This is a genomic window from Bacillus sp. FJAT-22090 (assembly GCF_001278755.1).
Lineage (GTDB): Bacteria > Bacillota > Bacilli > Bacillales_A > Planococcaceae > Psychrobacillus.
The window spans coordinates 1,023,733-1,050,694 of sequence record NZ_CP012601.1; the positions used below are offsets into that span (position 1 = coordinate 1,023,733).

Here is a 26,962-nt window from a genome sequence, read left to right on the forward strand (position 1 = left end):
AATGGTTGTTGGAGAAATCAGTCAAGAGCGGAATCTTATAATTATCGGGGGAGGGCCAGGTGGCTACAGTGCTGCCATACGGGCTGCACAGCTTGGTCTTACGGTCTCGTTAATTGAACAGGCTGATATGGGGGGTGTCTGTTTGAATAATGGTTGTATCCCCTCCAAAGTTTTTACACATGCAGCATCAAAATTATCAGAAACCGCTCATCTAAACAGCCTTGGAATTGGAAGTTCAGAAATGCTCTTCGATTTCAAAAAGCTAAGCTCTTATAAATCGAATATTATTAATCAGCTTAGGTCAGGTGTAGAAGGTTTGTGTAAGGAAAATAAAATCGAAATTATACGTGGAAAAGCTACATTCCTATCTGTTGATAAAATCGGAGTAGAAAATGGACATCAATTCGATATTTATACATTTGAGCAACTCATTATTGCAACTGGTAGTAACCTGATAACCCCTGATGTTAGGAAAGAGAAAGATCCAAGGGTTTTATTGGCACATGAAATATATAAGATGGATAAGATTCCAGAGCATCTCATTGTAAGAGGGCAAGATTATATTGCACTTGAGATTGCTTCTAGCTTTGCGGTATTAGGGGCTCATGTCAGTATTGTAATAGATGGTAAAATAGGTCTTCCTTTCGATGAATCTCTAAATAAAGAATTAACTCGCTTGTTTAAAAAGCGAAAAATAAAAATGTATAAAGAAGTGGATTTCATTGCAAAACATGAGACTGAAGAAGATATTTCTATTACCTTTATATCGGATAGAAATGAAGTAGAGACAATTAGTGGATCTCATCTATTTGTTTCGGAAATAAGGAAGCCTAATTTGGAGGAGCTAGGAATAATCCGCTTCGGAATTGAACTTACCTCAGAAGGATTTATTAAGATTGACAAAGATATGAAATCATCATTCCCTTCTATATATGCAATTGGTGATATAACTGGTGGTCCTATGCTCGCTGGAAAAGCTATTAAACAAGGAAAAGCTGCAGCTGCATCCATTGCTGGAATACAAACAGAAGTTGATCTGACATTTATGCCAGTTGTTGCGCATACCATTCCACCAGTCGTTTCAGTGGGGCTAACGGAACAAAGTGCACGTGATATAGGGATAGATATTCGTGTTAGCCAATTTGCTCTTGGTGGTAATGGTTATGCAACAATTACAGGGAAAAAGGATGGATTTATTAAAGTTATTTCAGATTCAACAACTGAAATAATACAAGGCATTCATATGATAGGAGAAGGGGCGGTTGAAATGTCTGGCTCCTTTGTCCAGTTGCTTGAAATGGCAGCGAAAGAAGAGGATATTATTTTTCCACACTATGCGCATCCAGGATACAATGAAGGACTCCTTGAAGTAGTAGAGGGGTTAGTTGGACAAGCAATTCATACTTCACCAATGAAAAAAAAAGACTTAACGAAGATTTCATAAAAGCTACTAACCGTTTTACGAAAATAAAAGACTGAATATTGTAATTTTTAATATGATATTGAGTTAGTAATAAAATGCACACGTTTTTTACATTAGATTCAAATAAATACTAAATAAAATGGAGTAAAAGAGGGGGAATTGTAATGAAAAACGGTTGGAAAAAAATGTTGGCTGTTCTTTTCAGTTATACGCTAATTCTTGCGGCATGTAGTGATGGAGGGGAAAAAGAGGCATCTTCGAAGAAATATAAAATAGGCGTTACTCAGATTGTTGAACACCCTTCCCTAAATGCGGCTTTCGATGGCTTTAAAAAGGCTTTAGAAGATGCAGGAATCAATGCGGAATATGAGGTTCAAAACGCTCAAGGTGATAATAGTTCTAATACGACAATCGCAACGAATCTTGTTAGTGCAAATGTAGATCTAATTTTTGCAAACTCAACACCGAGTGCTCAAGCAGTAGCTAGTGCTACATCAGAAATCCCTATCGTTTTCACTTCAGTAACAGATGCAGTTGGAGCTGAGCTTGTAGACTCAATGGAAAAACCAGGTGGTAATGTAACTGGCACGATTGATGCTCATCCTGATGCAATTACCAATACAATGAAGTTCCTTAAAGACGAATTGGGAGCAAAAAATGTTGGAATGGTGTTTAACTCTGGAGAGCAAAATTCTCGTGCTCAAGTAGATGCAGTAAAAGAAATGTTGAAAGATATGAATATGTCTGTAGTGGAAGCTTCTGTTGCAACATCTGCAGACGTGAAACAAGCAACAGAATCATTAATCGGTAAAGTAGACTCGATGTATATCATTACCGATAACACAGTTGTTTCCGCTCTTGAATCTGTAATTTCAGTAGCAAATGAAAATAAAATTCCAATGATGGTAGGCGAATTTGACTCCGTAAAACGAGGAGGCCTAGCAGCATACGGCTTTGAATATTTTGACATTGGATACGAAGCAGGACAAATGGCTGTCAAAATCTTAAAAGGGGAAAGTAAACCAGCTGACTTGCCTGTTCAAATTCCGCAAAAGCTTAAATTGATAATGAATAAAGACACAGCATCTACCTTAGGACTTGACGTAAAAGACGAATGGAAAGCCGAGTTTAGTGAATAAATAGGAGTTGATTCTACATGTTTTCAGCAATGTTTGGCTCAGTGGAGCAAGGAATCATCTATGCAATAATGGCACTTGGTGTGTATTTATCATTCCGAGTTTTAGATTTTCCAGATTTAACAGTTGACGGGAGTTTTGTAACAGGAGCCGGAGTTGCTGCCACGATGATTGTCCTAGGATATCATCCGGCAGCTGCTACGGCAGTTGCTATAGTTATCGGATTTCTTGCTGGATGTGTAACCGGCTTCCTACATACAAAAGGAAAAATAAATGCACTATTATCTGGAATATTGATGATGATAGCTTTGTATTCTATTAATCTACGCATAATGGGGCTGACTTCTGCAAATTCCATTGGTCGTCCGAATATACCGTTATTAAATGCCGAAACAATATTTATTCAATTCCAAACTTTTTGGAGTTCTTTAGGTATCGATAGTAACATTAATCATTTTTTCAGCATGATGGGAGTTCAATACTTGCCTTCTACTTGGGGTACATTGTTCATCATGATCATTATCGTTTTACTCATTAAGTTTATCGTCGACTGGTTTTTAAAAACCGAAGTGGGTCTTGCAATTAGAGCTACTGGTGATAACAAGAAAATGATTCGAAGTTTATCTGCTAATACTGACACACTTGTAATTGTTGGTCTTGGATTTTCAAATGCACTAGTTGCTTTTTCAGGCGCTCTAATTGCTCAATATGCAAAGTTTGCGGACATCGGAATGGGAATCGGAATGATTATTATCGGACTTGCTTCAGTCATTATTGGTGAGGCGGTATTTGGTACGAAAACAATATTGCGAACAACCTTTGCAGTAATTGCGGGAGCTATTATTTATAGAATTGTACTAGGTCTCGCACTTAGAGTGGATTTACTTGATACAGGAGATATGAAATTAATTACTGCTGTTATTGTAATTTGCGCGTTGATTTTACCGCAATACTTTGAAAAGAGGCGGGAAAAAAATAGAAAAGCTAAACGCCATGCGGAACGGCAAATGGAACATGAACACTTACTCTTGAGGGAGGGAAATGCCATTGCTAAAGCTCAGTCAGATTAATAAGTTATTTAATGAGGCAACACCAGATGAAAAAATTGCTTTAGATCAAATTAATCTAACGTTAAACCCTGGAGATTTCATGACTGTGATTGGTAGCAATGGTGCTGGAAAATCGACGATGCTGAATATGATTTCAGGCGCTCTTACTCCTGATTTTGGTGAAATTGAAATAGCGAATAAAAACGTTACAAAAATGCCGGAATATAAACGCTCACAAATGATCGGAAGGGTATTTCAAGACCCAATGGCTGGAACTGCACCTACGATGACCATCGAGGAAAACTTGGCGATGGCTTATTCGCGAAACAAAAAACGTAGATTAAAAAATGGAGTTGACAAGAAGCGGCGAGAGTTGTTCCGAACATCACTTGAAACTCTTCATTTAAACCTTGAAAATCGGTTGAATGCAAAAGTAGGAATGCTTTCTGGAGGGGAGAGGCAAGCGCTTTCTCTATTGATGGCTACATTTACGCAACCATCTATTTTACTTCTGGACGAACATACTGCAGCACTAGACCCATCCCGAGCGGAAGTAATTACGAATTTAACAAAGCAGCTTGTTGAAAAGGATCAACTTACTACGCTAATGATCACACATAATATGCAACAAGCGTTAGACCTCGGGAACAGGCTTATTATGATGGATAAAGGACAGATCATTCTAGAAATTGAAGCGGAGGAAAAGAAAAAACTAACCATTGCTAAACTAATGGATGAATTCCAACGTATTCGTGGTGAGAAATTAACTAGTGATAAAGCATTGTTATCCGTTTAATAATCTGTTTCTGTGTTTCGAAGCTTAAGGCGCTTTTCCACTAGTTTGCGGTTTCAGGACTTCATCTTACAAGAAAAGCGCCTTTTTTAATTTCTATCTGTAAATACTCCAATTCAAAGCTTTAGTAGACTTAGAAGCTTACGTTTTTCATATAGTATTTCTTAGGAAATAAATTGTTGTTAGCAAGATGGAAAAAGGAGTGAAGCGTTTGAGCCGAGCTAGTTTTAAAGTGTTGGGGGAACCCGTATTAATAAAAGCGGAAGTGAATGCACATAAGAATACTGTTGTGATAGAGGACTACGAGTTAATACCGAATGAAATCCAGTTTGACAACCCGATTACAGGAACTGTTTATGGGACAATGCTGAATTATAAAGGTGAACTTGAAAGATTAGGTGATGATGTAAATAACGAACCTTATTTTTCGCCTCCAATCGCTCCTGTCCTTTATATAAAACCTGTGAATACGTTCAATTGTTATGGTGGTTCAATACCGATGCCAATAGGGATATCGAAATTAGAAATGGGAGCGGCTCTCGGAATAGTTATAGGAAAGCAAGCGGTAGTTGTGGATGAATCTACTGCATTATCTTATGTGGCAGGGTACACGATCGTAAACGATGTTCGAATACCGCATGATAGCTTATATCGGCCAGCGATTCATTTTCAAGCAAGAGATGGTTTCTGTCCAATTGGGCCATGGATTATCGATCGTCATGGAGTAGAAAATCCAGATAACGTATCAATCCGCGTATTCATTAATGATAAACTCCAGCAAGAAAATTCAACATCCAATTTAGTTCGTTCCGTCTCACGGTTACTTGCGGATGTGACCGAGTTTATGACATTAAATCCAGGAGATGTGTTACTCGTAGGTGTCCCTGAAGACGCACCGCAAGCAAAGGTAGGAGATAAAATTCGAATTGAAATTGACGGTATTGGTAGCTTAGAAAACGTAATTGTTGATGAAAGCGAGTCAAAATGGAGGAAGCCAATATGAGAAGAGCACGAGTAGCATATGGGGGTGCCATCCATGAAGCAATTGAATGGGGAAATCAACTCAAATTAGCGGATGGTCGAGTAGTCAAAGAAGACGAAATAATGTGGCTTACGCCGATAGAGCCTCGAACAGTGTTTGCATTAGGGCTTAACTATGCGGATCATGCAGCAGAGCTTTCATTTGATGCACCATCAGACCCCCTTGTCTTTTTGAAAGGACCAAATACGTTGATAGGTCACCAAGCATATACACGTCGCCCAGCAGATGTCACTTATATGCATTATGAGTGTGAATTAGCTGTAATCATCGGTGAAACAGCTAGAAATGTCCAAAAAGAAGATGCCTATAAATATGTAAAAGGCTACAGTGTCGCCAATGATTATGCGATAAGAGATTATTTAGAAAACTACTACCGTCCCAACTTGCGTGTGAAAAATCGAGATACATGTACACCATTAGGACCATGGTTAGTCGACGTTATGGATATTGCCGATCCGATGAATCTAAGATTAACAACACATGTTAATAGCGAATTAGTCCAAGAAGGAACAACAGCGGATATGATTTTTGATATTCCATCAATTATTGAGTATTTAAGTAGCTTTATGACGTTGAGTGAAAATGATGTCATTCTAACAGGTACTCCTAAAGGATCGGTTAATACAGTAGTCGGAGATGTTGTCGTCACAGAAATAGAAGGAATTGGTCGCTTGGTAAATACGATTATCGGGGATGAGGCCTTTACAAATCGATAGTGCGAAAAGGAGGGTCTATATGCCACATTTTATTGTCGAGTTTACGGATAATATTAAGGATGAGGCGAATCTTGGAAAGTTGTTTGAGGAAATTCATAACGTGCTCATTACACAGAATAATGTTTTTCCAGTTGGTGGAATCCGTTCAAGAGCGATTGAACTAAATGAGTACAGAGTGGCTGATGGTACGGAAGATGATGCTTTCGTTCATGCAGTCTTAAAAATTGGTGCCGGTCGTTCGGAGGAAATAAAAAAAGAAGTGTGTTCTACAATATTTGAAATAATGAAGGAACACTTCTCCCAATTGATGGAGAATAGGTATCTAGCATTGTCCATGGAACTAATCGAATTTAGTGAAGCCGGTACTTATAAACATAATAATATTCACGCTAGATTTATAAATAAGTAGTAATCATCTAGTTCAATAGAGTGAAGTAACTAGTATAAAAATGAAGATAAATTGGAAATGTTTATCCGAAATTAGGAGGGAATAGTATGGGGGCACGAACTGGAAAAGAATATATAGAAGGTATAAAAAATCGGAAAACGGAAGTATGGATTCACGGAGAGAGAGTAGACGACGTAACGACACATCCAGCATTTAAAAATGTTGTAGAAAGCGTAGCAGGTCTTTACGATTTGCAACACGAGAAACAAGAAAAAATGCTATATACCTCACCTACATCCGGAAAAAAAGTTGGGCTTTCATTCATTACTCCTAAAACGAAAGAAGATCTGTTCAAAAGACGTGAAATGCATACCGAATGGGCAACTTTTTCTGGTGGTATGATGGGACGTTCTCCAGATTATTTAAATACAAGTATTATGGCATTTGGTACTGCTAACCAATTTTTTGCTCAAGAAGGTGGAGGAAGTGACCAATTTGCTAAAAATGCAGCAGACTACTATGAATATGCTCGTGAAAACGACATAAGTTTAACTCATACATTAATTCATCCACAAGTGAATCGATCCATGTTAACGCAGTCTGAACAAAAAGATCCGTATCTTTCCGCACGTATTACGAAAAAGACTCCAGATGGAATAATCGTAAATGGCTGTCGTCTCTTGGCAACATTAGGTGGGATTACGGATGAAATCGTTGTATTCCCTTCTACTATAAATAAAACACCTGGAACGATAGACGATCCATTTGCATTTGCATTTGCAATCCCAAATAATACTCCTGGTTTAAAATTCCTATCTCGTGAATCGTTTGACTATGGTAAAAGCAAATGGGATCATCCACTAGGTGCTAGGTTTGATGAGAGTGATGCAATCATTTCATTTGAAGATGTACTTGTCCCGTGGGAAAGAATTTTTGTGTGTGAGAGTACTGATATTTGTAATCGTACGTATGCCGAGACTAATGCAGTTATCCATATGACGCATCAAGTTATTTCTAAAAATGTCGTAAAAACAGAGTTCATTTTAGGTGTAGTCATCAGTATGATGGAGGCAATTGGTATTGATAAATTCATGCATGTAAAAGAAAAAGCAAGTGAAATCATGGTTATTTTAGAAGTGTTACGCTCTCACCTATATAAATCTGAACACAATGCAAAAATTGATCAATATGGCAATATGACGCCAGACTTTGAACCATTAAATGCAGCGCGCAACTGGTTTCCAAAAATGTATCAGCGTATGCATGAAATCATAAAAATTCTAGGTGCATCAGGATTAATGGCGCTTCCAACTGAATCCGATTTCAGCAATACAGATGTTGGTCCATTAGTACATCGTTACACTCAAGGTGCAAATATCAATGGTGAAGAAAGAGTACAACTATTCCGCTTAGCTTGGGATATTTCCATAAGTGCGTTCGGTAATCGTCAAGCACTCTACGAATACTATTTCTTTGGAGATCCAGTGAGAATGTCAAATGCTTATTATGATGGATTCGATAAGCAACCTTATAAAGACATGGTAACTAACTTTTTAAATAAAACGAAAAAAGAAGCCGGCATATTTTAAGCTTTTCATGCGCTATATATTAGTTGAAAGGAGATGGAATTATGCACCAAATAAACAACGAAATAGATGATCGTCTGTACCGGAATGTGATGGGCAGTTTCGCAACAGGTGTAACAATTATTACTACAAAAGTTGCTGATGTTGTGCATGGCATGACTGCAAATGCATTTATGTCGGTTTCCTTAAATCCTAAGCTTATCGCAGTAAGTATTGGAGCAAATGCAAAGATGCACCAGCATATAAAAGATTCGAAGAAATTTGCTATTAACATTTTATCGTCAAATCAACAAAAAGAATCGAAACAATTTTCGGGTCAGCTTCAATCAGAAACTGAAATAACATTCGTTACCTATAATGGATTGCCGATTTTAGAAGATACATTAGCTGTTGTTACATGCGAACTGCATAGCGAATATGTAGTAGGAGACCATACGATTTTTATCGGTCAGGTTACTGGCGTTAAGATTGAACAAAAAGATCCACTATTATTTAGTCAAGGGAAGTATAGGGAACTAAAAGAATTACAGGAATAACAATGGTTGGTACCTAGACTAAATAGATGAAAGAAGTTTACTTAAAAGGAGCAGATTCTATTGGCATACGAAGAAGCTAAAAAGAAGTTAAGAGGGTCCATTTGTCCTGTCGTTACACCTTTTACGGAAAGTGGCGAGATTGACGAAAAGGCATTCATTGATCTAATTGATTGGCAAATAGAAAGTGGAAGTCATGGAATTTCTGTAACGGGAACAAGTGGTGAACCAAGTTCACTAACAATCGAAGAAAGAAAAAGAGTGATGGCTCTAGCGAAAGAAACGATTGGTGGTAGGGTATTTTTTGCACCTGGCACTGGCTCTACTAATCATGATGAAACAATGGAGTTAACAAAGTATGCAGAAGAATTAGGTTCTGATGCTGCTATGGTCATCGTCCCTTACTACAACAGGCCAAACCAAGAAGCACTTTATCAGCATTTTAAAACAGTAGCTGATTCCGTTAAAATCCCTATTATTATCTATAATATACCAGGTCGATCAGCGGTAAATATGGAAGTTAGTACGATGAAACGTTTAGTAGAAGATTGTCCAAATATTATTGGAGTAAAAGAAGCAAATAAAGACTTCGAACACGTAAACCGAGTACTCCTAAACTGTGGTAGAGACTTCCTTCTGTTCTCTGGAATTGAACTACTTTGCTACCCAATGCTAGCAATTGGCGGTGCTGGATTTATTAGTGCCACAGCAAATGTAGAGCCAGTAAAAGTAGCAGAACTATACAACGCATGGGAAACAGGAGACGTTAAAAAAGCACAAGATCTTCATTTCGAATTAATGCCATTAAATGACGTACTTTTCAAAGACACTAATCCAGCTCCAGCTAAAGTAGCACTAGGTATGATGGGGAAAATCACGCCGAAACTTCGATTACCTTTAGGATTACCTTCAACTGAAATACAAGAGGAAGTACGTAAAACACTTATAGAACTTGATATTTTGCCGAAGGAAGCAGCTGTAAAATAAATCACTACAAAATTATCTTAAGAAAATAGGTGATGATAGTATGGTATCCTCCCATAAGTTAATTTCTTTGAAACACGAAACACAAAAGGATATTTCTCTATATATAAATGGAGAATTCACTTCCGCATTAAGAGGAAGTACATTTAAAAATATGAATCCATTTACTAATGAACAAATTAATGAAGTTGCTGAAGGTCAAACGGATGACATAAATAAAGCAGTTGCAGCTGCGCGCGAAGCCTTTGATCACGGGCCTTGGAAAACAATGAAATTAAGTAAAAGACTATCGTACATTTATCGTATTGCAGATTTGATTGATGAAGAAATAGAAAGAATTGCTTATTTAGAAGCACTTGATACGGGTCTTCCCATTAGTCAAACTAGAAAAATGGTGAGTCGGGCATCAGAAAACTTTAGATTTTATGCGCGTATGGTGGAAAATCGCTTAGTTGGAGATGCCTATCAAGTAGATGATGAATTTATCAACTACACAATTAATGTACCTGTAGGAGTTGCAGGATTGATCACACCATGGAACGCTCCTTTCATGTTAGAAACATGGAAAGTGGCGCCGGCATTAGCAACTGGTAATACTGTTGTGTTAAAGCCAGCAGAACTTTCTCCACTTTCAGCAAATCTATTAGCTGAAGTGATTCACAAGGCTGATCTTCCAAAAGGTGTTTTCAATGTTGTTCATGGATTTGGCGAAATAGCAGGTGATGCGCTTGTTAAACATCCTGATGTTCAGCTTATTTCATTCACTGGAGAAACAAAAACTGGTTCTACTATCATTAAAAATAGTGCCGATACACTTAAAAGTTGCTCAATGGAACTTGGTGGTAAATCGCCAATTATCGTATTTGAAGATGCCGATTTCGATCGTGCTTTAGATGCTTGTGTGTGGGGAATCTATTCTTTTAACGGTGAAAGATGTACTGCGAACTCACGGTTATTTTTACAAGAAGGTATTAAAGATAAATTCATTGATGCTTTAAAAACACGTGTTTCTAATATTAGAGTTGGTGACCCGTTAGATGAAAATACGGAAGTAGGGCCACTGATTGATAGAGGGCATTTTAGTAAAGTGAAAAGCTACTTAGAAATTGCAAAAGAAGAAGGCACTGAAGTTTTAACTGGTGACATCCCAATGGAGTTTGCTAGAGGGAACTTTGTAGCACCGACGATTATACTAAATGCTAAAAACAACATGCGTGTTTCTCAAGAAGAAATTTTTGGACCGGTACTAACTGTATTGACATTTAAAGATGAGGAAGAAGCTATTAAGTTAGCAAACGAAGTCGAATATGGTCTTGCGGGCTATGTATGGACGAATGATATTAAGCGAGGACATCGTGTTGCGCATAGGGTCGAAGCTGGAATGCTTTGGGTGAATGCACAGAACGTTCGTGATTTAAGAACACCTTTTGGCGGTTCCAAATCCTCTGGAATCGGACGTGAAGGTGGACATTACGGTTTCGGTTTTTATACGGAACAGAAAACTATTCATATTTCCATTGCTGATCATCATATACAGCAATTCGGGAAAAAATAGAGGAAGGAATGGTGAAAACGATGGATTTTTCAATCATTCGTATCGCGAGAACTGTTCTTCATGTAGTGGACTTGGAAGTATCAAGAAAGTTCTATGTGGATGGATTAGGCATGATTGAAACAGAAAGCGATGAAAATCATATATACTTAAGAGGTTTAGAAGAGCACTCACATCATAGTTTACTGTTGAAAAAAGCGGATAAAGCCGTAGTAGAAGTACTCAGTTATAAGGTTGAAAAAGAAAAGGATCTGGATGAAATTGAAAAGCTTTTTATTTCTAAGGGCTTGAAAACAAAATGGATGGAGAAGGGGAAACAACATGCAATGGGTAGAACCCTTCGAGTCCACGATATATCAGGCATCCCCCTAGAATTTTTTGCCGAAATGACTACCGTTGACCGAATGCTGCAACGTTATGACCTTTATCAAGGGGCAAAAATTCAGCGAATAGATCATGTAAATTGTGCAGTACCCCACGTTCAAACAGCCTATGATTTCTATGTGAAGGAATTAGGTTTTTTATGCTCTGAGTATACGGATACTGAAGACGGGAATTTGTGGGCTGCATGGCTATATCGAAAACCTACTGTTCATGACCAAGCATTTATGAGTGGTCCCGGACCAAAATTACACCACTTCGCATACACTCTAACAGATCGATTAAGCGTGCTTGATTGCTGTGATGTATTAGCGAGTATGGGGTATGCTAATTCGATTGAACGAGGACCTGGTCGACACGGTTTATCCAATGCTTTTTTCTTGTATTTGAGAGATCCAGATGGTCATCGTATAGAGCTTTATACAGGTGATTATTTAACTAGTGACCCAGATTTAAAGCCGAAACGTTGGGATTTAAATGATCCACTTCGTCAAACGTTCTGGGGACATAAAGCACCAGACCAATGGTTTAATGAAACAAGTACATTTATTGATATTGAAACGGGCGAAGAAATAGAAAGCAAAGAACCGTTTTTAGAACAAAGAAAACCAAAAATAATGGCTTAAGGACATAGCTCCATTAAATAATAAAGACAATATAAACCACCTATGAAAATGGTACCTTATCATTTTCGTAGGTGGTTTTCTCCGTATGTTCAATATCAGACACGGATTCAGCCATGTGTATCTAACTAAACTTTCTGGCCCTAACCGATTCATTTATTAAATTAAATTTAGATAATTTTTATAAATCTATAGTATATCTTTTTAACAATGCTTACAATTAAAGAATTAACATAAGGAGTAATTAAATGGTAATAAATAACGTTCTAGAATGTAGCAAATGTAAAAATTGTTCAAGTGATAGAAACACTCTGTTTTAGAGATTCCTAAAAGACAGAAGATAGAAAATAAATACAAAGTAATCTTCCTAATCATATTTATTATTGAACCTTCAATTTATCTTCCATATATTATAATATCTCCTTTTATATATACTAAACGGTGCTGATTTTACAATTCAAACGATGAGTGAGTTCCCTTAGTTAATTGATAATATCAATATTATTATTTCAGAAGGCAAGAGACCAGGTTCAATATAACTACTCTAATATAAAAGCAGGTGGAGAAACGAATCATTTTTCTCCACCTGTTTTTTTTGAATATATATGCAATTCGCAAGATAAGGACCTCAAATCGTAAGGTAGTTGCTCCTAATCGCAATAAAGAGTCTGAGAATCGCAACATTTAATAGTATAGACTATATCACTTCTAGCTTCGGCTGATGCTTTTTCAACATAATGACGAATAAACTCGCTAATATACACATGCCCCCTGCCAGGATGAATGCCCATTGATATGATCCGAATATTTTAAAAATAACACCACCACCATACGCTGCAACTCCTGCTCCTACCTGATGAGCTGCGACAATCCAGCCATACATTAAAGTACTTTTTTCTAATCCAAATGTACGTCTTGCTAATCCAATTGTAGGAGGGACAGTTGCAATCCAATCTAAGCCATAGAAAATAGAGAAAATAACTAGCCATACATAAGAACCTTGACTTAAAGCAAATGGTAAAAATAGTAGTGATACGCCACGTAATGAGTAATACCAAAATAGGAGCCAACGATTATCAATTCGATCTGATAACCAGCCAGATAATGTCGTACCTATTAAATCAAAAATCCCCATAAATGACAGCATTGAAGCAGCTGTTACAACCGGTATTCCAAAACTGATACAATAGGAGATAAAATGCGTTCCAACTAATCCACTAGTAGACAAGCCACAGATGAAGAAACTCCCAGCAAGAAGCCAAAACTCCTTTACTTTCAATCCTTCCAGTAGTGTACCTAAAGCTAAATTGAATGGATTTTGTCGATTTTTCGTCTCTTTAGGAGTTTGTTTTTCATCCACCTGACCGTATGGTAGAATCCCTTTTTCTTTTGGTGAGTTTTTCATGAAAAGTGCGATTATTATGAACATCAAAATACTAAGTATGAAGATGAGCCCAGTTGCATAGCGCCAAGAATATTTACTGATTATTGCAGCTAATACTGGCAATAACACTAATTGTCCAGTTGCCGTACTAGCAGTTAATATTCCGACTGCAAGACCGCGTTGTTTCACGAACCAGCGATTCGCTATTTGAGTACTTAATACGGATAAAAATAATCCGGAGCCAATACCAATCATGACACCCCAGATTAATACCAACTGCCACTCTGTTTGCATGACAAAGGTTAATGCAAGACCAACTGTCATCGTTAGCATTGAATACAGCATTACTCGTTTTAATCAGAAAACTTCAACAAAAGCTGCCATAAAAGGACCTGAGAAGCCATATAAAATTAAGCTTACTGCAAAGGCAAATGAAATGGCTGGACGACTCCATCCAAACTCAAGTTCAAAGGGTTCTATAAAAACACCCGATGAGGATCGCACAATGCCTGCGACAATAATAGAGAAAAATGCAACCGCTAAAATAATCCAGCTGTAATGAATCTTTTTCATATGCTTTCCAACTCTTCTCGTTAATTGGGTTACAAGGTTCTCAAATATTTCAAGAACCTTGTACCTTTAATTGAAACCCATAAGATCTTTTACATGTTTAACGTTCTCTTTAGATGTTAGTATTTCAAGTAATGAAAAGGCAACATCAAAAGCCGTGCTGGGGTTTGACGAGGTGATGATATGTCCATCTCGAACAATGGGTTCCTCTTGTACGTTTACACCAAAGTTCTTTAGCTGCTCTTTTCTAATACTTGTTGGATGATTATAAGTAATGGCATTTTTACCATTAAGAATACCACTTTTACCAAGTGCAAGCGATGCAACGCAAATACTAGCAATCGGTTTTTGATTTTTATGAAAATACTTTATCACATTCAAAAATGGCTCACTAAATGCGTCTTTATAAAAGCCTGCTTCTTCAAATCCACCTGGAATTGCAAGTGCATCAAATTCCTCTAATTGAATGTCCTCTATTGTTTTTTCGGGTAATACAGTGAAATTCCACGTACAAGTTAGTTTTTCTCGAAGACCTACTGTCACAACTTCCGTCGAACCATCACCTTCCCATTTATTCCAACCAAGCACATCGGTAAATACACTTGCTTCTACAGCTTCGAAACCATCAGCTAATAGTAATAAGATTTTTTTCATTGTTCCAACCACCTCCTCATGCACCATTTTAGTAGAACAAAGCGATTATTTATATAAGTATAAAAAGGATATCTATTTATTTAACTTTAAATTATAAGGAATTTAAGTTATTCTAACTTATAAAAAAAGGGGATGACGTTTATGGATCAAATCGATAAAGAAATTGTAAAAGAATTACAGATAAATGCTAAAATTTCAATGAAAGAATTGGCAGAAGTCGTTCACTTATCATCTCCAGCAGTAATAGAACGAGTGCGTAAACTTGAGGAGCAACAAGTAATTGAAGGCTATCATGCTCAAGTTGATGTAAAAAAAATGGACCGTCCTATTAGTGCTATTATTTTGTTCGAGTCAAAAGACTGTAAAGCATTATCAAATTTTTGTCATAACCACCCTGATGTACTGGAATGTTACCGAGTAGCAGGGGAAATAAGCTATATTGTAAAATTAGCAACTAATTCTGTTAAGAGTTTAGAAAAATTTATCGATGCATCCATGCTTTACGGTACCCCTTCCACTAACATCGTGTTATCATCATATGAAAATAAAGTTATAGAACCATTTTCACTGGAAGGTTAACGAAAGAATAGTGGAAAGCGACTCGATAGATACTAGACGCTCACACAAATCAGAATTTAATGAGAGCCTGGTACTCAAAATTATAAACACAACCTCACTGAAGAAGCGTGAATATAGGGTGATACGAAGTGGGTGGGTATTTTCTACAGCGGGGTTGGTATCGGTATTGCCTTAACTGGGCTAATTGTTCCGGTTCTCAACAGTTTCACTTGGAGAGGCACATGGATAGGTCTCATGATCATCAGTATTGTCCTTATTACTCTTGTTTGACCGTTTATCCGGGATCATAGGAACCAACTGATAGCTCAAAAAGTTAGTCCACAAATCACTCTGCCGGTTCAATCGTCAAACAGACTATCTATCATGCAATGTTCTTATCAAAAGGATATCTAATCTTGGGGTGGCAGATGACAAATTCAGGAAACGTAGGTCTAATAATAGCTTTTTAATAATTGCAGGTGTGTCTATATTCATATATCTAATATGGACATTAGTTGAAAAGTATTCTAAGGATTAAAATTAAAACGCTTATTGGACTAACGTGTGCTTTAGCTAAACAAGACCATCATTTTGATGGTCTATTTTTTGTTGACCTCAGAAATCCATTGTGAAACGTTACACTTAAACTAACGGTGCAGTTTAGTTGAAGAAGGGTAATGAAAAAACATTCCTCTTTAATGTCGGATTGGGTACCATAAGTACAAAAAAATCTCTGAAGATACTCAGTAAAAATGCACGAATAGGAAGTATTGTTCTATCTCCTAGGGGGATTCATTTGTCTTTTAATTTTTTCTATTTCAGAGGTCATGAGTCAATAGCCGTTGATACTTATGATTATACAAAGGGCTTTTACTTTTTTAAGACCGATGAAAATCTTTCAAACAGGAATATTTTCTTATGTTTAAATAAGGTCCACCTAGCAAAAAGCTAGGTGGACCTTTAAGAGGATATAGTCTCTAAGAAAATCCTAATTTTAATTTATTGGGACTTGAATGGATTCAATAGTGTAAGGTTCCATAACTGGCACTAGGGGACCATCACCATTTGAATTAGGATTATCCACATTCATCACATTTACAATTGGTGTTATCGTGAGAGTTGTCGCTGCATCATCCAGAACATCCGTCGTAATTCTCGGATAACTTTTATGATTCACATCAAAATCTGTACTGTGCCCAGTATCATGGTAATGGACATACTTGTATTCTTTTCCTAAATTATCGGATATTAAGTAGTCGATTGAAACTGCTCTCATTTCTTCCTTTTCTTGTGCAACTAACCGCTCGTCCACTAGTTCCGACAGATATATGGTAGAGGAAACGGGAGTTTGCGTTATTTTTGTTAACTCTACTGCAATCCCTTCATCCTCTGTGGAAAAATCACTAGAAGCATAGTTTCTTGTTTTATTGTCTAACTTGTCTAAAGAAAATTGGAAAGACCAACTTCCAAACGTTTCTTGTTGAACATTATTTAAATTAATTACTGAATCTCCCGTCCATGTAACATGAAGAGCGTCCGGTTTAGATCCTTTAAGTAATTGATAGATATATAATACAGCGTATTCATGGTCATTTATTTTTTCTACTATATAATTTTCAAAATATCCATTGTGCTTGTAACGATCTCCAAATTCATCTACAATCATTTTAGCTTGTAAAACAGGTCTCTCTCCTAAATCCTGTTCACTAGTAATCGTGTAGGCAATTGTAATATTTTCTCCATCATATACTGCATTAGTTGCAGTAATACTAATTCCATTACTTTCTTGTGTTACCCCTATATCGGTCGAATGCTTTTCATATTCCTCAAATACATAGCTCTTATCATTACTGAACAATTCAAATATGTTACCGATAATCGGGAGATTAGCAGCTAAGACCGGAAATGCAAGACTTAAAGTAAAACTAGATATCACTATGAAGGAGGCTGCAGCTAATAAAAAATAGTTTTTCTTTCTCGTCTTCGCTTTATTTGTTGATATTTTGATATGCATTTTCTTTAGAATACGATTTCGTTCCATTACTGAAAGTGGCATTTCTTCAAACTCACTTACGTCTAATCTAACATCATTTAACTCTTTAAATATAGACATACTTCACACCCCATCCTTCAATAAAATAGTTTTCAACTTTTTTCTGCCTCTGGAAAGCTTATTATGAACCCAAGATTGCTTTACTTTGTATGCCTTGGCAATTTCGTTAGATGAAACACCATCCACATAATATTTTTCAAATATCGCTCGTTCTGTATCATTCAATGCACTTAATATGTTAGATAAATCAATTTCACTTGGCTTGACCGTTGATTGATTATATACATGTTCATCAAACCTGAACCTACTGACATGTTGCTTTGATTTTTCTATTTTGCGAATATAGTCAATGGCACGGTATTTAGCTATTGCAGCAATCCATTGCTTGAACTCATTTTTTGTGGAATCAAATGAATCAATATGAAACCAAATCGAAACTAACACATCTGCTAAGCATTCTTCTATATCTTGTTGATTGCCATTCAAATATCTTCGAATAATACCATTCAGCAGACCTCCATAATTATTTATAAGATAAGGAATGGTCTTTTCATTTTTCAAGATTATTTGTTGTACAACGTTTTCATCCGTTATCTTCATTTCAACCTCTCCCTGTTTGTTTTTGGGTACCCTGCCTATTAATACGTATATAAAACAAAAAACCTATCAAATAGGGTAAAATATTTTTTTTAAAAACTTAAACATAAATACAGTCCTAATCTCAGCTTACACGAACTATTAGACCTCTTCAAAAGTTGTATGGATTAGAATTCAAATGTTTTTATGTCAAATATAAAAAGTTGGTTCCCAAATTACAAGATTGTTTATATTAAGCAAACGGGTGCTTTAGTAAACAAGACCATCATTACGATGGTCTATTTTTACGTCCAAAACATCAAGAGTGATTTCTCCGATACAATGTGAAATGTTACACTTAAACTAACGGGGCAGGTTAGTTGAACAAGGATAGTTAAATAAATTATCTTTAATGATGTAATCACTATATTTAGAGTGGTAGGATATAGAAAAAATGAATGGGGAATATATTATGGAAAATTTTAGCGGTGTTGAACTGAAGCATTTTTCAAGTGAGCATATGATAGTATTGAACTCTTTTGTACTTACAGAAGAACAAAAACAATTTTCTGCATTACCAAACAAATTTGGGGAAGTTACAGAAGGACAGTATCGTATTGTTATTTTAAGTGATAAAACACCTGTTGGTTTCTTTCTTCTAAATTCAAATGAACGAGTTAAGAAATACTCCACTAATCTGAACGCTTTGTTATTAACTGCACTATCAATTAATAATACAGAGCAAGGAAAAGGCTACGCTAAACAAGGGATGTCATTACTGATTGATTTTGTAAAATCAGAATTCCCTAAATGTGATGAAATTGTATTAGTAGTAGATAAAGATAATATTCCAGCACAAAAACTATATTTAAAAGTAGGATTTGAAGATACAAATGAGAGACAAATAGGACGTATCGGCGAGGAAATTATCATGAGACTATTAATAAAATAATGTATAAGACCATAACTAAAAATAACTGCATTTTACGATGCACCAAGTTTATCAATTATACAAATAGAAAAACGGTTAGCTAATTACCATAAATTTTAAATAAAGATTGATTAAAATGGATTCATTCGTTGTGATTTAGTCTGCATTATAAGAGAATTAAAAGGTCATTAAATACTAGGTAATACTTTCCTTTTAGAAACGTGTTCGCCAACCTAATTAATTGTGCATCCATCGGCCCCAAATAGTACAATTCTTTAAGGAAAAGATAAATGTTCTAATTCAACTAACGGGTGCTTTAGTTCAAGAATCGACTGCCTATACAGTGCAACTTTTCTTATTGAACTAACGCAGCAGTTTAGTTGAAGAAGGTTATATATTCTTCCTCGCTTATCTTCTAGCTAAAAAATTGTCTTAGCTTTTATTTTATCTAAAAAAGAACAGGAGATGATTAAAACGATGAGATACTATGTATTAATCTGCTGCTTACTTATTTTAGTTTTAGCCGGCTGTGAAAAGACTTTGACTTACGAAGGCGTAACGTCTAATTGGAAAGTTGTTTACACAATCAGCCAAGATGAAAAGAAAATAAGGCGGCAAGTAGTTGATATTCAGTCTGTTGGGGGAGAACCAAAAAGTGATGTAACCTTCAGAGCAGAATTTCCTAGTTCATCATGCGAACACAATTTTACACTAGATAATAAAGGGCATAAACAAATTTTTCCAGGCTGTTTAGATGGACCGCGACCTGACAATAAAGATGATTCTTTCCGAGTTTTGATAACTTGGGGTGGCCAAGAGGAAAAAATTGATTTAGAGAGAAAATAAAGAGGTAGCTCGAGAATTGATCAAAGGTGATTTTCTTTTTTAAAAAGATATAATTTCATGAATGAACTATTCAACTAACGGATGCTTTAGTTGAAGATTCTGGGTTGCTTAGGCAACTCTTTTTTTCTTATTGAACTAACGCGGCAGGTTAGTTGAAGAAGAGGTGTAAGCAATACTGAGGTGATTCAACGGAATATCCGAAGTGATTTTTTAGACGTAGTTATAAATAAGACTCCAGACGTAGTTAAAAATAGAACGCCGGCCCCGCTATTATAAAACCCCTCCTATGTATCATCAAAGTTAAGATATTCAAAGGAGTGGGAATATTTATACTGGAAATGCATTTAATCGTTAAACAAGGGGATTCAAAGTATAGCCTTAATGGAGTAATAGGAGGTGTAGAGTCATATGAGGACGGAAATAGAGCGTAAAACTTATATCACTAAAGTCTGGGGCTATGTTGCAGCTCTTGCATTGTTGCCGTATGCGCTTTTAAAATCACTTTGGGCATGGGGATCAACGGTAGGGATTACAACAAAAGAAGCTGTACAAAATGTAGCTGGGTTTGGTGATACATTAAAGGAAGGACCGACTTTTCTAAAAACGTTATATAACTTTGGAATTGACTTCACGGCTATTTTGGCCATATTGGCATCTATATTTGCATTGGCGCTCGTGACTTCCTGGGGGGAGAAACTATCAAATAGGGTATTAATTATATCTGGATGGGCAGTAGGGGTTTTGACAGTTCTAATTTGTTTCTTGACATCGCTTCAATTTTTAGGAGTGCTTCCAAAAGGAGACACCGAGGGGTTAGCCATATGGGTGTATGTGGTTACTTACGGAGGATTGTTTTTGTGGGGAGTAACTGTATTTTTAGCTACTTTGTCGTTCCAGCATCGAATTAAAAACAAGCAGTCGATTCATTAGAAGTCTTCATCATTTTTGGTCACATTATACTTATTTGATGTATGTAGACTAACTCATTTTATTTTAAAAGAAATTAACTCAAAATTTGATTTTAATAATAAGTGTTGTGCTCCATAGCAAACTTAGTATTCTTGTTCAGCTAATGGGTGTTTAGTTAAAACATGACCATCATTTCGATGGTCTATTTTTATGTCCCAAACATTAATTTGATATTGGTGATCTATTGTGAAATGTTACACTTAAACTAACGAAGCAGTTTAGTTCAATAAGAAACTTATGATAGAGTATTTCCGACTATATATATAAAGGAGGTATTACACTGGTTAAAAAGTTATTTTATGTCCTGATTGCAGTAGCGTTATTTATGATTAGTGGATGTTCCAATGAAGGGGAAGTAACCACAGTAACAATTGATAGTATTGATGCTGAAGAAGTTTTAACATTGGATTCTGATGCTGATATTTTTCAGTATGATGGAGTTATCTACAAAACTAATATTGATTGGGTTGAAGAATTGTCTTTAACAAAAGATGTTCAAATCGGTGAAATAAAAACAAAAAATGATACAAATACAGATTTTAAAGATAAGATGTCGAATAAACTTCCTGTTGGTGCAAAGATTTTTTCCACCAAAGAAAGAGGAGATATTTTAATTGTTGAATCTGAAGGAGAAATCAAAAAATATCTTGTAATCGTTGAAGGGTAAACAAAATGTCTTCTTCAACTAACGGGTGCTTTAGTTGAAGAAGGTGGAATACTATTGCTGTTTTGAACATCTCTTAATAAGGGGGTGTTTTAATGAAAGCTTATGTTTGAAAATACTTTATGAAAATATATGTTAGAAAATTATTAGATATCCTATCATTGCATTTGGCAATAATAGGGCTTTTTTATTTGTATACATAAAATTATTGTTCAACTTTTATACGATAGTTATTCAAAAAAGAGCAATTTAGTTGAGGTGTTAAGTAATAATAAAGTTATTTGAAATGCCAGTCATACTATTCTGCAATCGGGCAAGATTGTTGAATTTCTCGTTAAATTGTATATCGAATAATTTTTATTGAAAAAAGGAATTATTAGTTATTATCAAGAATTGTAAAGATAAGAAATTATATTTTATTTTATAGTAACTGACAGCAAATATATGTTATGGATTGAGGAGGTGAAATAATGGATTTACAGAGAATTGTGGGACAAACGAAAACCGTTGGGTTCCAAGTTGGAGTTAGAAGGACCTTCCCAATTTCACAGGAAAAAGCATGGGAACTAATCACAAGTGAAGAAGGATTAAAATTATGGCTAGGAGAGAGTACCAATATCATTCTTAAACAACGTCAGAAATTCGTGACGAAAACAGTAGCAGGTGAAATCAGAGTTGTTAAAACGCTACAACAAATTCGTCTTACTTGGCAAAAAGTTGGGTGGCAAAAACCTTCTACAGTACAAATCCGTTTTATTCCGAGAGATAGTAATAAAACAACAATTAGTTTTCATCAAGAGAATCTTTATGATAGTAATACGAGGGAAAAAATGAAAGTGTATTGGGAAGAAGTATTAGATGAAGTTAGAGAAAGAATACCAGATTTTATGTAAAACACTAAAGGAGAATTAAATATGAATCCATTTAGTCATATCGACCTTAGAGTAACTAGCTTGGAGAAGGTATTACCGTTTTATGAAAAGTTTTTACCTGAACTTGGGTTTACTAAGACATATCACAGTACAAATTGGAAGGTTTTCGCAGCGGAAGGAACTCTCCCAAGTGTAGCATATTTTGCAATAACGGAGGATGTTTCGCACAGTCCAAATCAAAATCTCATAGGTTTTTGGGTAAAAGACCGCATTGAAGTTGATAGACTTTCCCAACTTATAAAAGAAATAGGTGGGCGAATTACAAGCGGACCGCAACAATTTCCAATCAGCCCAACTTATTATGCAGTATATTTCGAAGACCCTTGTGGTAATCAATATGAAATTGTCCACCGTTTAAACTGATGGTAAGTAATTAAAATTGTTCTTTTCGAAAAGATAGTAGGTATAAAGTTTAAAAAGGGTCAAACAACAACCCTTTTTTTGATGAAAGATTGTGAAAAAATGTACTTAAACAAGTATGTACAATACCATTATTTGTACTATTTCTTTATTGGGAATATTCCTGCCGTACTTTAAGTCTATTAATTTGAATATTGCACATAAATTAATAATCTTAAGGAGTGTATCAACCAATATTTTAGGAGGGTCTAAATGGATAAAAGAGTTCAATTTGACTTTGAAATAGAGTTTACTAATGGCGGTGGGCTTCAAGGGCAGGAATTCCGCCTTGATATTGATGGAGATGACATCACTGACCAAGAGTTAGCTAAGTATATTGTAGAGGATATGAGGTTACTAAAATGGTTGGAAAAGTTAGGATTTTTAATAAGAAAATAATCAATGAAAAACATAAACGCAAAATCGTTGATTCTGGAAAGTAACCGACTTCTTCAGTTAACGGGTGCTTTAGTTTAACAAGAGGCTGCCTTTAGGGGTAGCTTTTTCTTATTGAACTAACGGTGCAGGTTAGATACCGTCAAACTTACGTATGGAGAATTGTTGTGGAATGTGTAATTTATTTTTGAAAGGAGAATTAAGAAGTGATGAAAAATCTATAATTTCAGGGATTTTATTTAGTTTAATTTTGTTAGTTGGGTGTAATGGAGAGCCGGAAGTGGAAGTAATAGATGCTCCGAAAAACGGGGAAAATGATGCAAATTTATTATCAGAATCAGAATCAAATTTCTTATCAGAATTACAAAATGAAATAATAGTATCTATTACAGAGCTAACGGGATTTGATAGTGAGTCAATAGCAATAATGTTAGGTGGTAGTGTTAAAGAAATTTCTGTATCAGTAAGTTTCCCAAAGGATGTAAAAGTTGATGATACGATGATTCAACAAATAGTTGAAGATTCTATAAAGAAAGTTTCTGAAACAGAAAACGTAACAATTAGCGAAGAAAATATAACAATAAAAATCGAGAAATACTAACGGAGAAGTTCTTAAAGGATACAATCAACCTTAAAAGTACAGTTGCTTTATAAGATTTGTGAAAAAATGTACTTAAGCTAACGTGTGCTTGAGTTGAAGAAGGAACAATAATGTAATCAAGCTCTTTTATGAAACTGAATACTAAATCACAGAGAAGAATCCATTTTGAACAATCTTGTTTTCAAAATGGACTCTTTATATTTTATGGTTACATAAGGTTTAAAGAAGAACTTCTATATTTAGTTATATTCAACATGTGTCTTTTAATCTCTTCTATTATGTATACTCTCCAAACAACTCCGGTTTCCAACTAACCGTTCATGACCCAACGATTTCATAATCGTAATTAACGCAAATAATCTGGATTATATGGAACGATCGAAACCTTTGATGCATAAGAATTTCGGGCGTTTTGGTTTAACTATTCAAGTTATGGAAAGAAGGATTAACGCTATTTAATGTAGAACTAAAGAAGAAGCTTAGTTTAACAGAAGAAATGTTTTAGTTAAGTTATTTTATGAATATAACTGGATAGGGGGAAAATGAATGCAAATTATTGAATTACTGGAAAGGAATAACCTATTCGAAAAAGCAATTCAAGTATTCTGGAAAGAATGGGGAAATGAGCATAATTATAAATTTTATGAAGATGCTATGATTCATTCTTGTTGTATTTCATCAGATATTCCAAGGTTTTATGTGTTGATAGAAAAGGAGGAAATCATTGGAACTTATGCATTATTAAGAAATGACCTTAACAGCCGCCAAGACCTATGCCCGTGGCTCGCCTGCTTATTCGTGAAAGAAGAATATAGAGGTAGAGAAATAGGTTCTAAGTTGCTTCAACACAGTCTGAAAGAAGCAGCAAGAAAAGGATATGATAAGCTTTATTTGTCTACAGATATTGATGGCTATTATGAAAAATATGGATGGAAAAATAGCGGCGTCGTATACGGAGTTAGTGGTGGGCATATCAAGCTATATGAAAAAGAAACAGGTTTAAAGTAAATACAATTCTAAAGTAAATATAATGTGAATGATTTCACTTAAATTAACGGGTGCTTTAGCAGAACAAGACCATCATTTTCGATGGTCTATTTATTATCCAAATCGTCAAGTTGATCTCAGAAATCCAGTGTGAAATGTTTCACTTAAACTAACGACGCAGTTTAGTTTAAGTACATTCCTTAACAAAGTTATAAAAAAAGCCGAACTCGACAATGAACTGCCCCGTAAATGTTAGACATTAACTAACATTTACGGGGTGTTTTTATGTCTAAATATACAGTAGAAGTTAAATTAGAAGCGGTGGAACGCTATTTAACTGGAAACCAAAGCTATAAAACTATTGCAGAAAGCATTGGCGCAGCTAAATCTCAAGTCATTACTTGGGTAAAACTATTTGAAGCACAAGGTGAACATGGTTTTCAGAAAGACGACTATACAAGTTACTCATCAGCGTTTAAACTAGACGTACTCAATTTTATGATCAAAACTGGTGCGTCTCTTCGAGAAACCGCAAGCACATTTAATATTTCTTCCCCTAGTACCGTGTATAAGTGGGAACAGTTGCTTAAGACAAAAGGAATGGACGCGCTTGAACCAAAGAAAAAGGGGCGTCCATCCATGAAAAAACAAACGAAGAAAATTATATCACCAACATCCACTCCAGCAGAAGACTCAGTCGAAGCTCTGCAAGCGAAAGTCGAGCGTTTAGAAATGGAAAATGCTTATTTAAAAAAGTTAAACGCTTTAGTTCAGACGCAGGAAAAATTACAAACAAAATCAAAGCGCAAGTAATTTTTGAACTAAAGGGACAATATGAGGTCGTGGATTTAGTTGAGGTCGCTGACATTCCACGCAGTACTTATTACTACTGGGAAAAACGATTGGATCAAGTCGATAAATATGAAGCGGGAAAAGAAGCCATTAAGATCATTTATCACGAACATAAGGGTCGTTATGGTTACCGTCGCATCGCGAAAGAACTGCAGAAATACGGTTTTACTCATGATCCGAAGACCATCAACCGCTTGATGAATGAAATTGGTTTAAAATGTGAGGTCCGTATGAAGAAGTATCGCTCTTATAAAGGAAACGTTGGGAAAATCGCTCCTAATGTACTACAACGTGATTTTAAGGCAGAGAAAATGAATCAAAAATGGGTAACAGACGTGACTGAATTCCATCTATTTGGAGAAAAACGTTATCTGTCACCTGTTCTTGATTTGTGTAATGGAGAAATTATCGCATATAAAGTCATGAATCGACCGGTCTACCAACTTGTAGGAGATATGTTAGACGAAGCTGTTCAGCGCCTCCAGCCAGGAGACGAAGTCATCCTTCATTCCGATCAAGGCTGGCATTATCAAATGAAAAAATATCAACAGACATTACAAGCACATCAAATTACACAGAGTATGTCTCGTAAAGGGAACTGTTTAGATAACGCAGTCATTGAAAATTTCTTTGGCCTATTAAAGTCTGAACTGCTTTATTTACAAGAGTTTGAGAGCATGGCGCATTTTGAAAAGGAATTAGAAGAATATATGGATTATTATAATCACAAGCGAATGAAGGCAAAATTAAAAGATCTGAGCCAGGTAGAATACCGAACACAGATCTTAGAAGCTGCCTAAATTATTTGTCTAACTTTATTGGGTCAGTTCACAATTGGAGGCTTTTTCTTTATATTAATTTCTTGATTAATGGACTTCTTGCTTCTAATTCAAATCTTTTAAATACCACGCATCCATAGCAGAATGGTCAGAACCTGATAGTGGTTCGTGTAAAAGAATAAATCCAAATTTTTCATATAATATACATGCAGCTTTTAATTCATGCATTGTTTCTAAGTAACACTTTTCATAATGTTTAGAGGCAAATGACAAAGCCGTTTCCATTAACTTCTTTCCCAATCCTAAACCTTGTGTTTTTTTACTTAAATATAGCTTTTGCAATTCGCAAACAATATCATGTTCATTAAACGGTGCTATACCAATTCCACCAACAACTTCTCCTTCCATTTCTACTACCCAATAGGTCGCATGTTTAAAATTATTATAATATTGGTGAAGGTCGTTAAGTTGAGGGTCAAAATAAGCTGAACCAGGAATCGCTAATCCAAGTGATTTTAGTGAGTCTTGTATTATTTCCTTTACCTTTACATTGTCTTCTTTTCTAATTTCTCTAATGATCATATATTATCTCCTTCAATTCGCTC

The 26,962-nt window shown here is 35.7% G+C and carries 27 protein-coding genes and 2 pseudogenes; 24 read left to right on the forward strand and 5 right to left on the reverse strand.

Annotated elements, in window-relative coordinates:
* The first annotated feature begins 1 nt into the window (after position 1).
* From AM499_RS05380 to hpaD, 12 genes are all read left to right on the forward strand, one after another.
* Positions 2 to 1,444: a dihydrolipoyl dehydrogenase family protein gene (locus AM499_RS05380; RefSeq protein WP_053589237.1), complete on the forward strand. Its 1,443-nt coding sequence runs from the start codon at positions 2 to 4 to the stop codon at positions 1,442 to 1,444.
* Positions 1,445 to 1,587: 143 nt separating this feature from the next.
* A complete protein-coding gene (locus AM499_RS05385; RefSeq protein WP_053589238.1) occupies positions 1,588 to 2,562 on the forward strand; it encodes an ABC transporter substrate-binding protein in 975 nt (324 codons plus the stop codon).
* A 17-nt stretch (positions 2,563 to 2,579) separates the two neighbouring features.
* Positions 2,580 to 3,629, forward strand: a complete 1,050-nt coding sequence (locus tag AM499_RS05390) for an ABC transporter permease (protein WP_053589239.1) — start codon at positions 2,580 to 2,582, stop codon at positions 3,627 to 3,629.
* Positions 3,607 to 4,404 (forward strand): ABC transporter ATP-binding protein, encoded by a 798-nt coding sequence (locus AM499_RS05395; RefSeq protein WP_053589240.1) that lies wholly within the window; start codon positions 3,607 to 3,609, stop codon positions 4,402 to 4,404. Before AM499_RS05390 ends, AM499_RS05395 begins: the two co-directional genes overlap by 23 nt.
* A 208-nt stretch (positions 4,405 to 4,612) precedes the next feature.
* A complete protein-coding gene (locus AM499_RS05400) occupies positions 4,613 to 5,404 on the forward strand; it encodes a fumarylacetoacetate hydrolase family protein (protein ID WP_053589241.1) in 792 nt (263 codons plus the stop codon).
* Positions 5,401 to 6,159 (forward strand): fumarylacetoacetate hydrolase family protein, encoded by a 759-nt coding sequence (locus AM499_RS05405; RefSeq protein WP_053589242.1) that lies wholly within the window; start codon positions 5,401 to 5,403, stop codon positions 6,157 to 6,159. Before AM499_RS05400 ends, AM499_RS05405 begins: the two co-directional genes overlap by 4 nt.
* A 19-nt stretch (positions 6,160 to 6,178) precedes the next feature.
* A complete protein-coding gene (locus tag AM499_RS05410; protein ID WP_053589243.1) occupies positions 6,179 to 6,568 on the forward strand; it encodes a 5-carboxymethyl-2-hydroxymuconate Delta-isomerase in 390 nt (129 codons plus the stop codon).
* A gap of 86 nt (positions 6,569 to 6,654) precedes the next feature.
* The gene (gene hpaB / locus AM499_RS05415) at positions 6,655 to 8,136 is read left to right on the forward strand and encodes a 4-hydroxyphenylacetate 3-monooxygenase, oxygenase component (protein WP_053589244.1); all 1,482 of its coding nucleotides are present in this window, start codon (positions 6,655 to 6,657) and stop codon (positions 8,134 to 8,136) included.
* Positions 8,137 to 8,198: 62 nt separating this feature from the next.
* Complete coding sequence (locus tag AM499_RS05420) at positions 8,199 to 8,669, forward strand: flavin reductase family protein (protein ID WP_053592102.1); 471 nt, start codon at positions 8,199 to 8,201, stop codon at positions 8,667 to 8,669.
* A 60-nt stretch (positions 8,670 to 8,729) separates the two neighbouring features.
* A complete protein-coding gene (gene hpaI, locus AM499_RS05425; protein WP_053589245.1) occupies positions 8,730 to 9,653 on the forward strand; it encodes a 2,4-dihydroxyhept-2-ene-1,7-dioic acid aldolase in 924 nt (307 codons plus the stop codon).
* A 40-nt stretch (positions 9,654 to 9,693) separates the two neighbouring features.
* Positions 9,694 to 11,205, forward strand: a complete 1,512-nt coding sequence (hpaE, locus tag AM499_RS05430) for a 5-carboxymethyl-2-hydroxymuconate semialdehyde dehydrogenase (protein ID WP_053589246.1) — start codon at positions 9,694 to 9,696, stop codon at positions 11,203 to 11,205.
* 20 nt (positions 11,206 to 11,225) lie between these two features.
* Positions 11,226 to 12,209 carry a 3,4-dihydroxyphenylacetate 2,3-dioxygenase gene (gene hpaD, locus AM499_RS05435; protein WP_053592103.1) on the forward strand — a complete coding sequence of 328 codons (984 nt, stop codon included), beginning with the start codon at positions 11,226 to 11,228 and terminating at the stop codon, positions 12,207 to 12,209.
* A gap of 694 nt (positions 12,210 to 12,903) precedes the next feature.
* Here the strand turns inward: hpaD and AM499_RS05440 are convergent.
* Together AM499_RS05440 and AM499_RS05445 are read right to left on the reverse strand one after the other, a co-directional pair.
* Positions 12,904 to 14,163 (reverse strand): annotated as a pseudogene (locus AM499_RS05440) (MFS transporter).
* Positions 14,164 to 14,229: 66 nt separating this feature from the next.
* The gene (locus AM499_RS05445; RefSeq protein WP_053589247.1) at positions 14,230 to 14,814 is read right to left on the reverse strand and encodes a DJ-1/PfpI family protein; all 585 of its coding nucleotides are present in this window, start codon (positions 14,812 to 14,814) and stop codon (positions 14,230 to 14,232) included.
* Positions 14,815 to 14,955: 141 nt separating this feature from the next.
* Here AM499_RS05445 and AM499_RS05450 point away from each other — a divergent pair, with 141 nt between their 5' ends.
* A complete protein-coding gene (locus AM499_RS05450; protein WP_053589248.1) occupies positions 14,956 to 15,393 on the forward strand; it encodes an Lrp/AsnC family transcriptional regulator in 438 nt (145 codons plus the stop codon).
* A 132-nt stretch (positions 15,394 to 15,525) separates the two neighbouring features.
* Positions 15,526 to 15,663: a YbfB/YjiJ family MFS transporter gene (locus AM499_RS21605; RefSeq protein ID WP_156316757.1), complete on the forward strand. Its 138-nt coding sequence runs from the start codon at positions 15,526 to 15,528 to the stop codon at positions 15,661 to 15,663.
* Between the two features lie 703 nt (positions 15,664 to 16,366).
* Here the strand turns inward: AM499_RS21605 and AM499_RS05460 are convergent.
* Positions 16,367 to 17,485 (reverse strand): DUF4179 domain-containing protein, encoded by a 1,119-nt coding sequence (locus tag AM499_RS05460; protein WP_053589250.1) that lies wholly within the window; start codon positions 17,483 to 17,485, stop codon positions 16,367 to 16,369.
* 3 nt (positions 17,486 to 17,488) lie between these two features.
* Positions 17,489 to 18,025: a sigma-70 family RNA polymerase sigma factor gene (locus tag AM499_RS05465; RefSeq protein ID WP_053589251.1), complete on the reverse strand. Its 537-nt coding sequence runs from the start codon at positions 18,023 to 18,025 to the stop codon at positions 17,489 to 17,491.
* Positions 18,026 to 18,473: 448 nt separating this feature from the next.
* On the opposite strand from AM499_RS05465, the gene AM499_RS05470 reads away from it, so the two are divergent.
* The 10 genes and pseudogenes from AM499_RS05470 (at position 18,474) to AM499_RS21225 (ending at position 26,378) form a co-directional block, all read left to right on the forward strand.
* The gene (locus AM499_RS05470) at positions 18,474 to 18,953 is read left to right on the forward strand and encodes a GNAT family N-acetyltransferase (protein WP_053592104.1); all 480 of its coding nucleotides are present in this window, start codon (positions 18,474 to 18,476) and stop codon (positions 18,951 to 18,953) included.
* Positions 18,954 to 19,409: 456 nt separating this feature from the next.
* Positions 19,410 to 19,778 (forward strand): hypothetical protein, encoded by a 369-nt coding sequence (locus AM499_RS05475; RefSeq protein WP_053589252.1) that lies wholly within the window; start codon positions 19,410 to 19,412, stop codon positions 19,776 to 19,778.
* A 408-nt stretch (positions 19,779 to 20,186) separates the two neighbouring features.
* Positions 20,187 to 20,708 (forward strand): DUF3995 domain-containing protein, encoded by a 522-nt coding sequence (locus tag AM499_RS05480; RefSeq protein WP_053589253.1) that lies wholly within the window; start codon positions 20,187 to 20,189, stop codon positions 20,706 to 20,708.
* 364 nt (positions 20,709 to 21,072) lie between these two features.
* Positions 21,073 to 21,414, forward strand: a complete 342-nt coding sequence (locus tag AM499_RS05485; protein WP_053589254.1) for a hypothetical protein — start codon at positions 21,073 to 21,075, stop codon at positions 21,412 to 21,414.
* A gap of 467 nt (positions 21,415 to 21,881) precedes the next feature.
* Positions 21,882 to 22,304 (forward strand): SRPBCC domain-containing protein, encoded by a 423-nt coding sequence (locus AM499_RS05490; protein WP_053589255.1) that lies wholly within the window; start codon positions 21,882 to 21,884, stop codon positions 22,302 to 22,304.
* A 21-nt stretch (positions 22,305 to 22,325) separates the two neighbouring features.
* Positions 22,326 to 22,706, forward strand: coding sequence for a VOC family protein (locus AM499_RS05495; RefSeq protein ID WP_053589256.1), 381 nt, complete (start codon positions 22,326 to 22,328; stop codon positions 22,704 to 22,706).
* Between the two features lie 249 nt (positions 22,707 to 22,955).
* Positions 22,956 to 23,185: pseudogene (locus tag AM499_RS05500) on the forward strand (cyclase).
* A gap of 125 nt (positions 23,186 to 23,310) precedes the next feature.
* Complete coding sequence (locus AM499_RS05505) at positions 23,311 to 23,739, forward strand: hypothetical protein (protein WP_053589257.1); 429 nt, start codon at positions 23,311 to 23,313, stop codon at positions 23,737 to 23,739.
* Positions 23,740 to 24,285: 546 nt separating this feature from the next.
* A complete protein-coding gene (locus tag AM499_RS05510; RefSeq protein ID WP_053589258.1) occupies positions 24,286 to 24,747 on the forward strand; it encodes a GNAT family N-acetyltransferase in 462 nt (153 codons plus the stop codon).
* A gap of 264 nt (positions 24,748 to 25,011) precedes the next feature.
* Positions 25,012 to 26,378, forward strand: a protein-coding gene (locus tag AM499_RS21225) for an IS3 family transposase (RefSeq protein ID WP_156316758.1) whose coding sequence is annotated in 2 segments (ribosomal slippage) — positions 25,012 to 25,510 and positions 25,510 to 26,378 — 1,368 coding nt in all. Because the reading frame shifts where the segments join, the coding sequence is not laid out codon by codon here.
* Between the two features lie 84 nt (positions 26,379 to 26,462).
* Here AM499_RS21225 and AM499_RS05525 read toward each other — a convergent pair.
* Complete coding sequence (locus AM499_RS05525; protein WP_053589261.1) at positions 26,463 to 26,939, reverse strand: GNAT family N-acetyltransferase; 477 nt, start codon at positions 26,937 to 26,939, stop codon at positions 26,463 to 26,465.
* Between the last annotated feature and the right edge of the window lie 23 nt (positions 26,940 to 26,962).

Excerpts from the sequence above, each read along its gene's own strand:
- AM499_RS05380 (WP_053589237.1), top strand. The coding sequence starts at position 2 with ATGGTTGTTGGAGAAATCAGTCAAGAGCGGAATCTTATAATTATCGGG.
- AM499_RS05385 (WP_053589238.1), top strand. The coding sequence starts at position 1,588 with ATGAAAAACGGTTGGAAAAAAATGTTGGCTGTTCTTTTCAGTTATACG.
- AM499_RS05390 (WP_053589239.1), top strand. The coding sequence starts at position 2,580 with ATGTTTTCAGCAATGTTTGGCTCAGTGGAGCAAGGAATCATCTATGCA.
- AM499_RS05405 (WP_053589242.1), top strand. The coding sequence starts at position 5,401 with ATGAGAAGAGCACGAGTAGCATATGGGGGTGCCATCCATGAAGCAATT.
- AM499_RS05410 (WP_053589243.1), top strand. The coding sequence starts at position 6,179 with ATGCCACATTTTATTGTCGAGTTTACGGATAATATTAAGGATGAGGCG.
- hpaB (WP_053589244.1), top strand. The coding sequence starts at position 6,655 with ATGGGGGCACGAACTGGAAAAGAATATATAGAAGGTATAAAAAATCGG.
- hpaE (WP_053589246.1), top strand. The coding sequence starts at position 9,694 with ATGGTATCCTCCCATAAGTTAATTTCTTTGAAACACGAAACACAAAAG.
- hpaD (WP_053592103.1), top strand. The coding sequence starts at position 11,226 with ATGGATTTTTCAATCATTCGTATCGCGAGAACTGTTCTTCATGTAGTG.
- AM499_RS05445 (WP_053589247.1), bottom strand. The coding sequence starts at position 14,814 with ATGAAAAAAATCTTATTACTATTAGCTGATGGTTTCGAAGCTGTAGAA.
- AM499_RS05450 (WP_053589248.1), top strand. The coding sequence starts at position 14,956 with ATGGATCAAATCGATAAAGAAATTGTAAAAGAATTACAGATAAATGCT.
- AM499_RS05460 (WP_053589250.1), bottom strand. The coding sequence starts at position 17,485 with ATGTCTATATTTAAAGAGTTAAATGATGTTAGATTAGACGTAAGTGAG.
- AM499_RS05465 (WP_053589251.1), bottom strand. The coding sequence starts at position 18,025 with ATGAAGATAACGGATGAAAACGTTGTACAACAAATAATCTTGAAAAAT.
- AM499_RS05470 (WP_053592104.1), top strand. The coding sequence starts at position 18,474 with ATGGAAAATTTTAGCGGTGTTGAACTGAAGCATTTTTCAAGTGAGCAT.
- AM499_RS05475 (WP_053589252.1), top strand. The coding sequence starts at position 19,410 with ATGAGATACTATGTATTAATCTGCTGCTTACTTATTTTAGTTTTAGCC.
- AM499_RS05480 (WP_053589253.1), top strand. The coding sequence starts at position 20,187 with ATGAGGACGGAAATAGAGCGTAAAACTTATATCACTAAAGTCTGGGGC.
- AM499_RS05485 (WP_053589254.1), top strand. The coding sequence starts at position 21,073 with ATGATTAGTGGATGTTCCAATGAAGGGGAAGTAACCACAGTAACAATT.
- AM499_RS05490 (WP_053589255.1), top strand. The coding sequence starts at position 21,882 with ATGGATTTACAGAGAATTGTGGGACAAACGAAAACCGTTGGGTTCCAA.
- AM499_RS05495 (WP_053589256.1), top strand. The coding sequence starts at position 22,326 with ATGAATCCATTTAGTCATATCGACCTTAGAGTAACTAGCTTGGAGAAG.
- AM499_RS05505 (WP_053589257.1), top strand. The coding sequence starts at position 23,311 with ATGTGTAATTTATTTTTGAAAGGAGAATTAAGAAGTGATGAAAAATCT.
- AM499_RS05510 (WP_053589258.1), top strand. The coding sequence starts at position 24,286 with ATGCAAATTATTGAATTACTGGAAAGGAATAACCTATTCGAAAAAGCA.
- AM499_RS05525 (WP_053589261.1), bottom strand. The coding sequence starts at position 26,939 with ATGATCATTAGAGAAATTAGAAAAGAAGACAATGTAAAGGTAAAGGAA.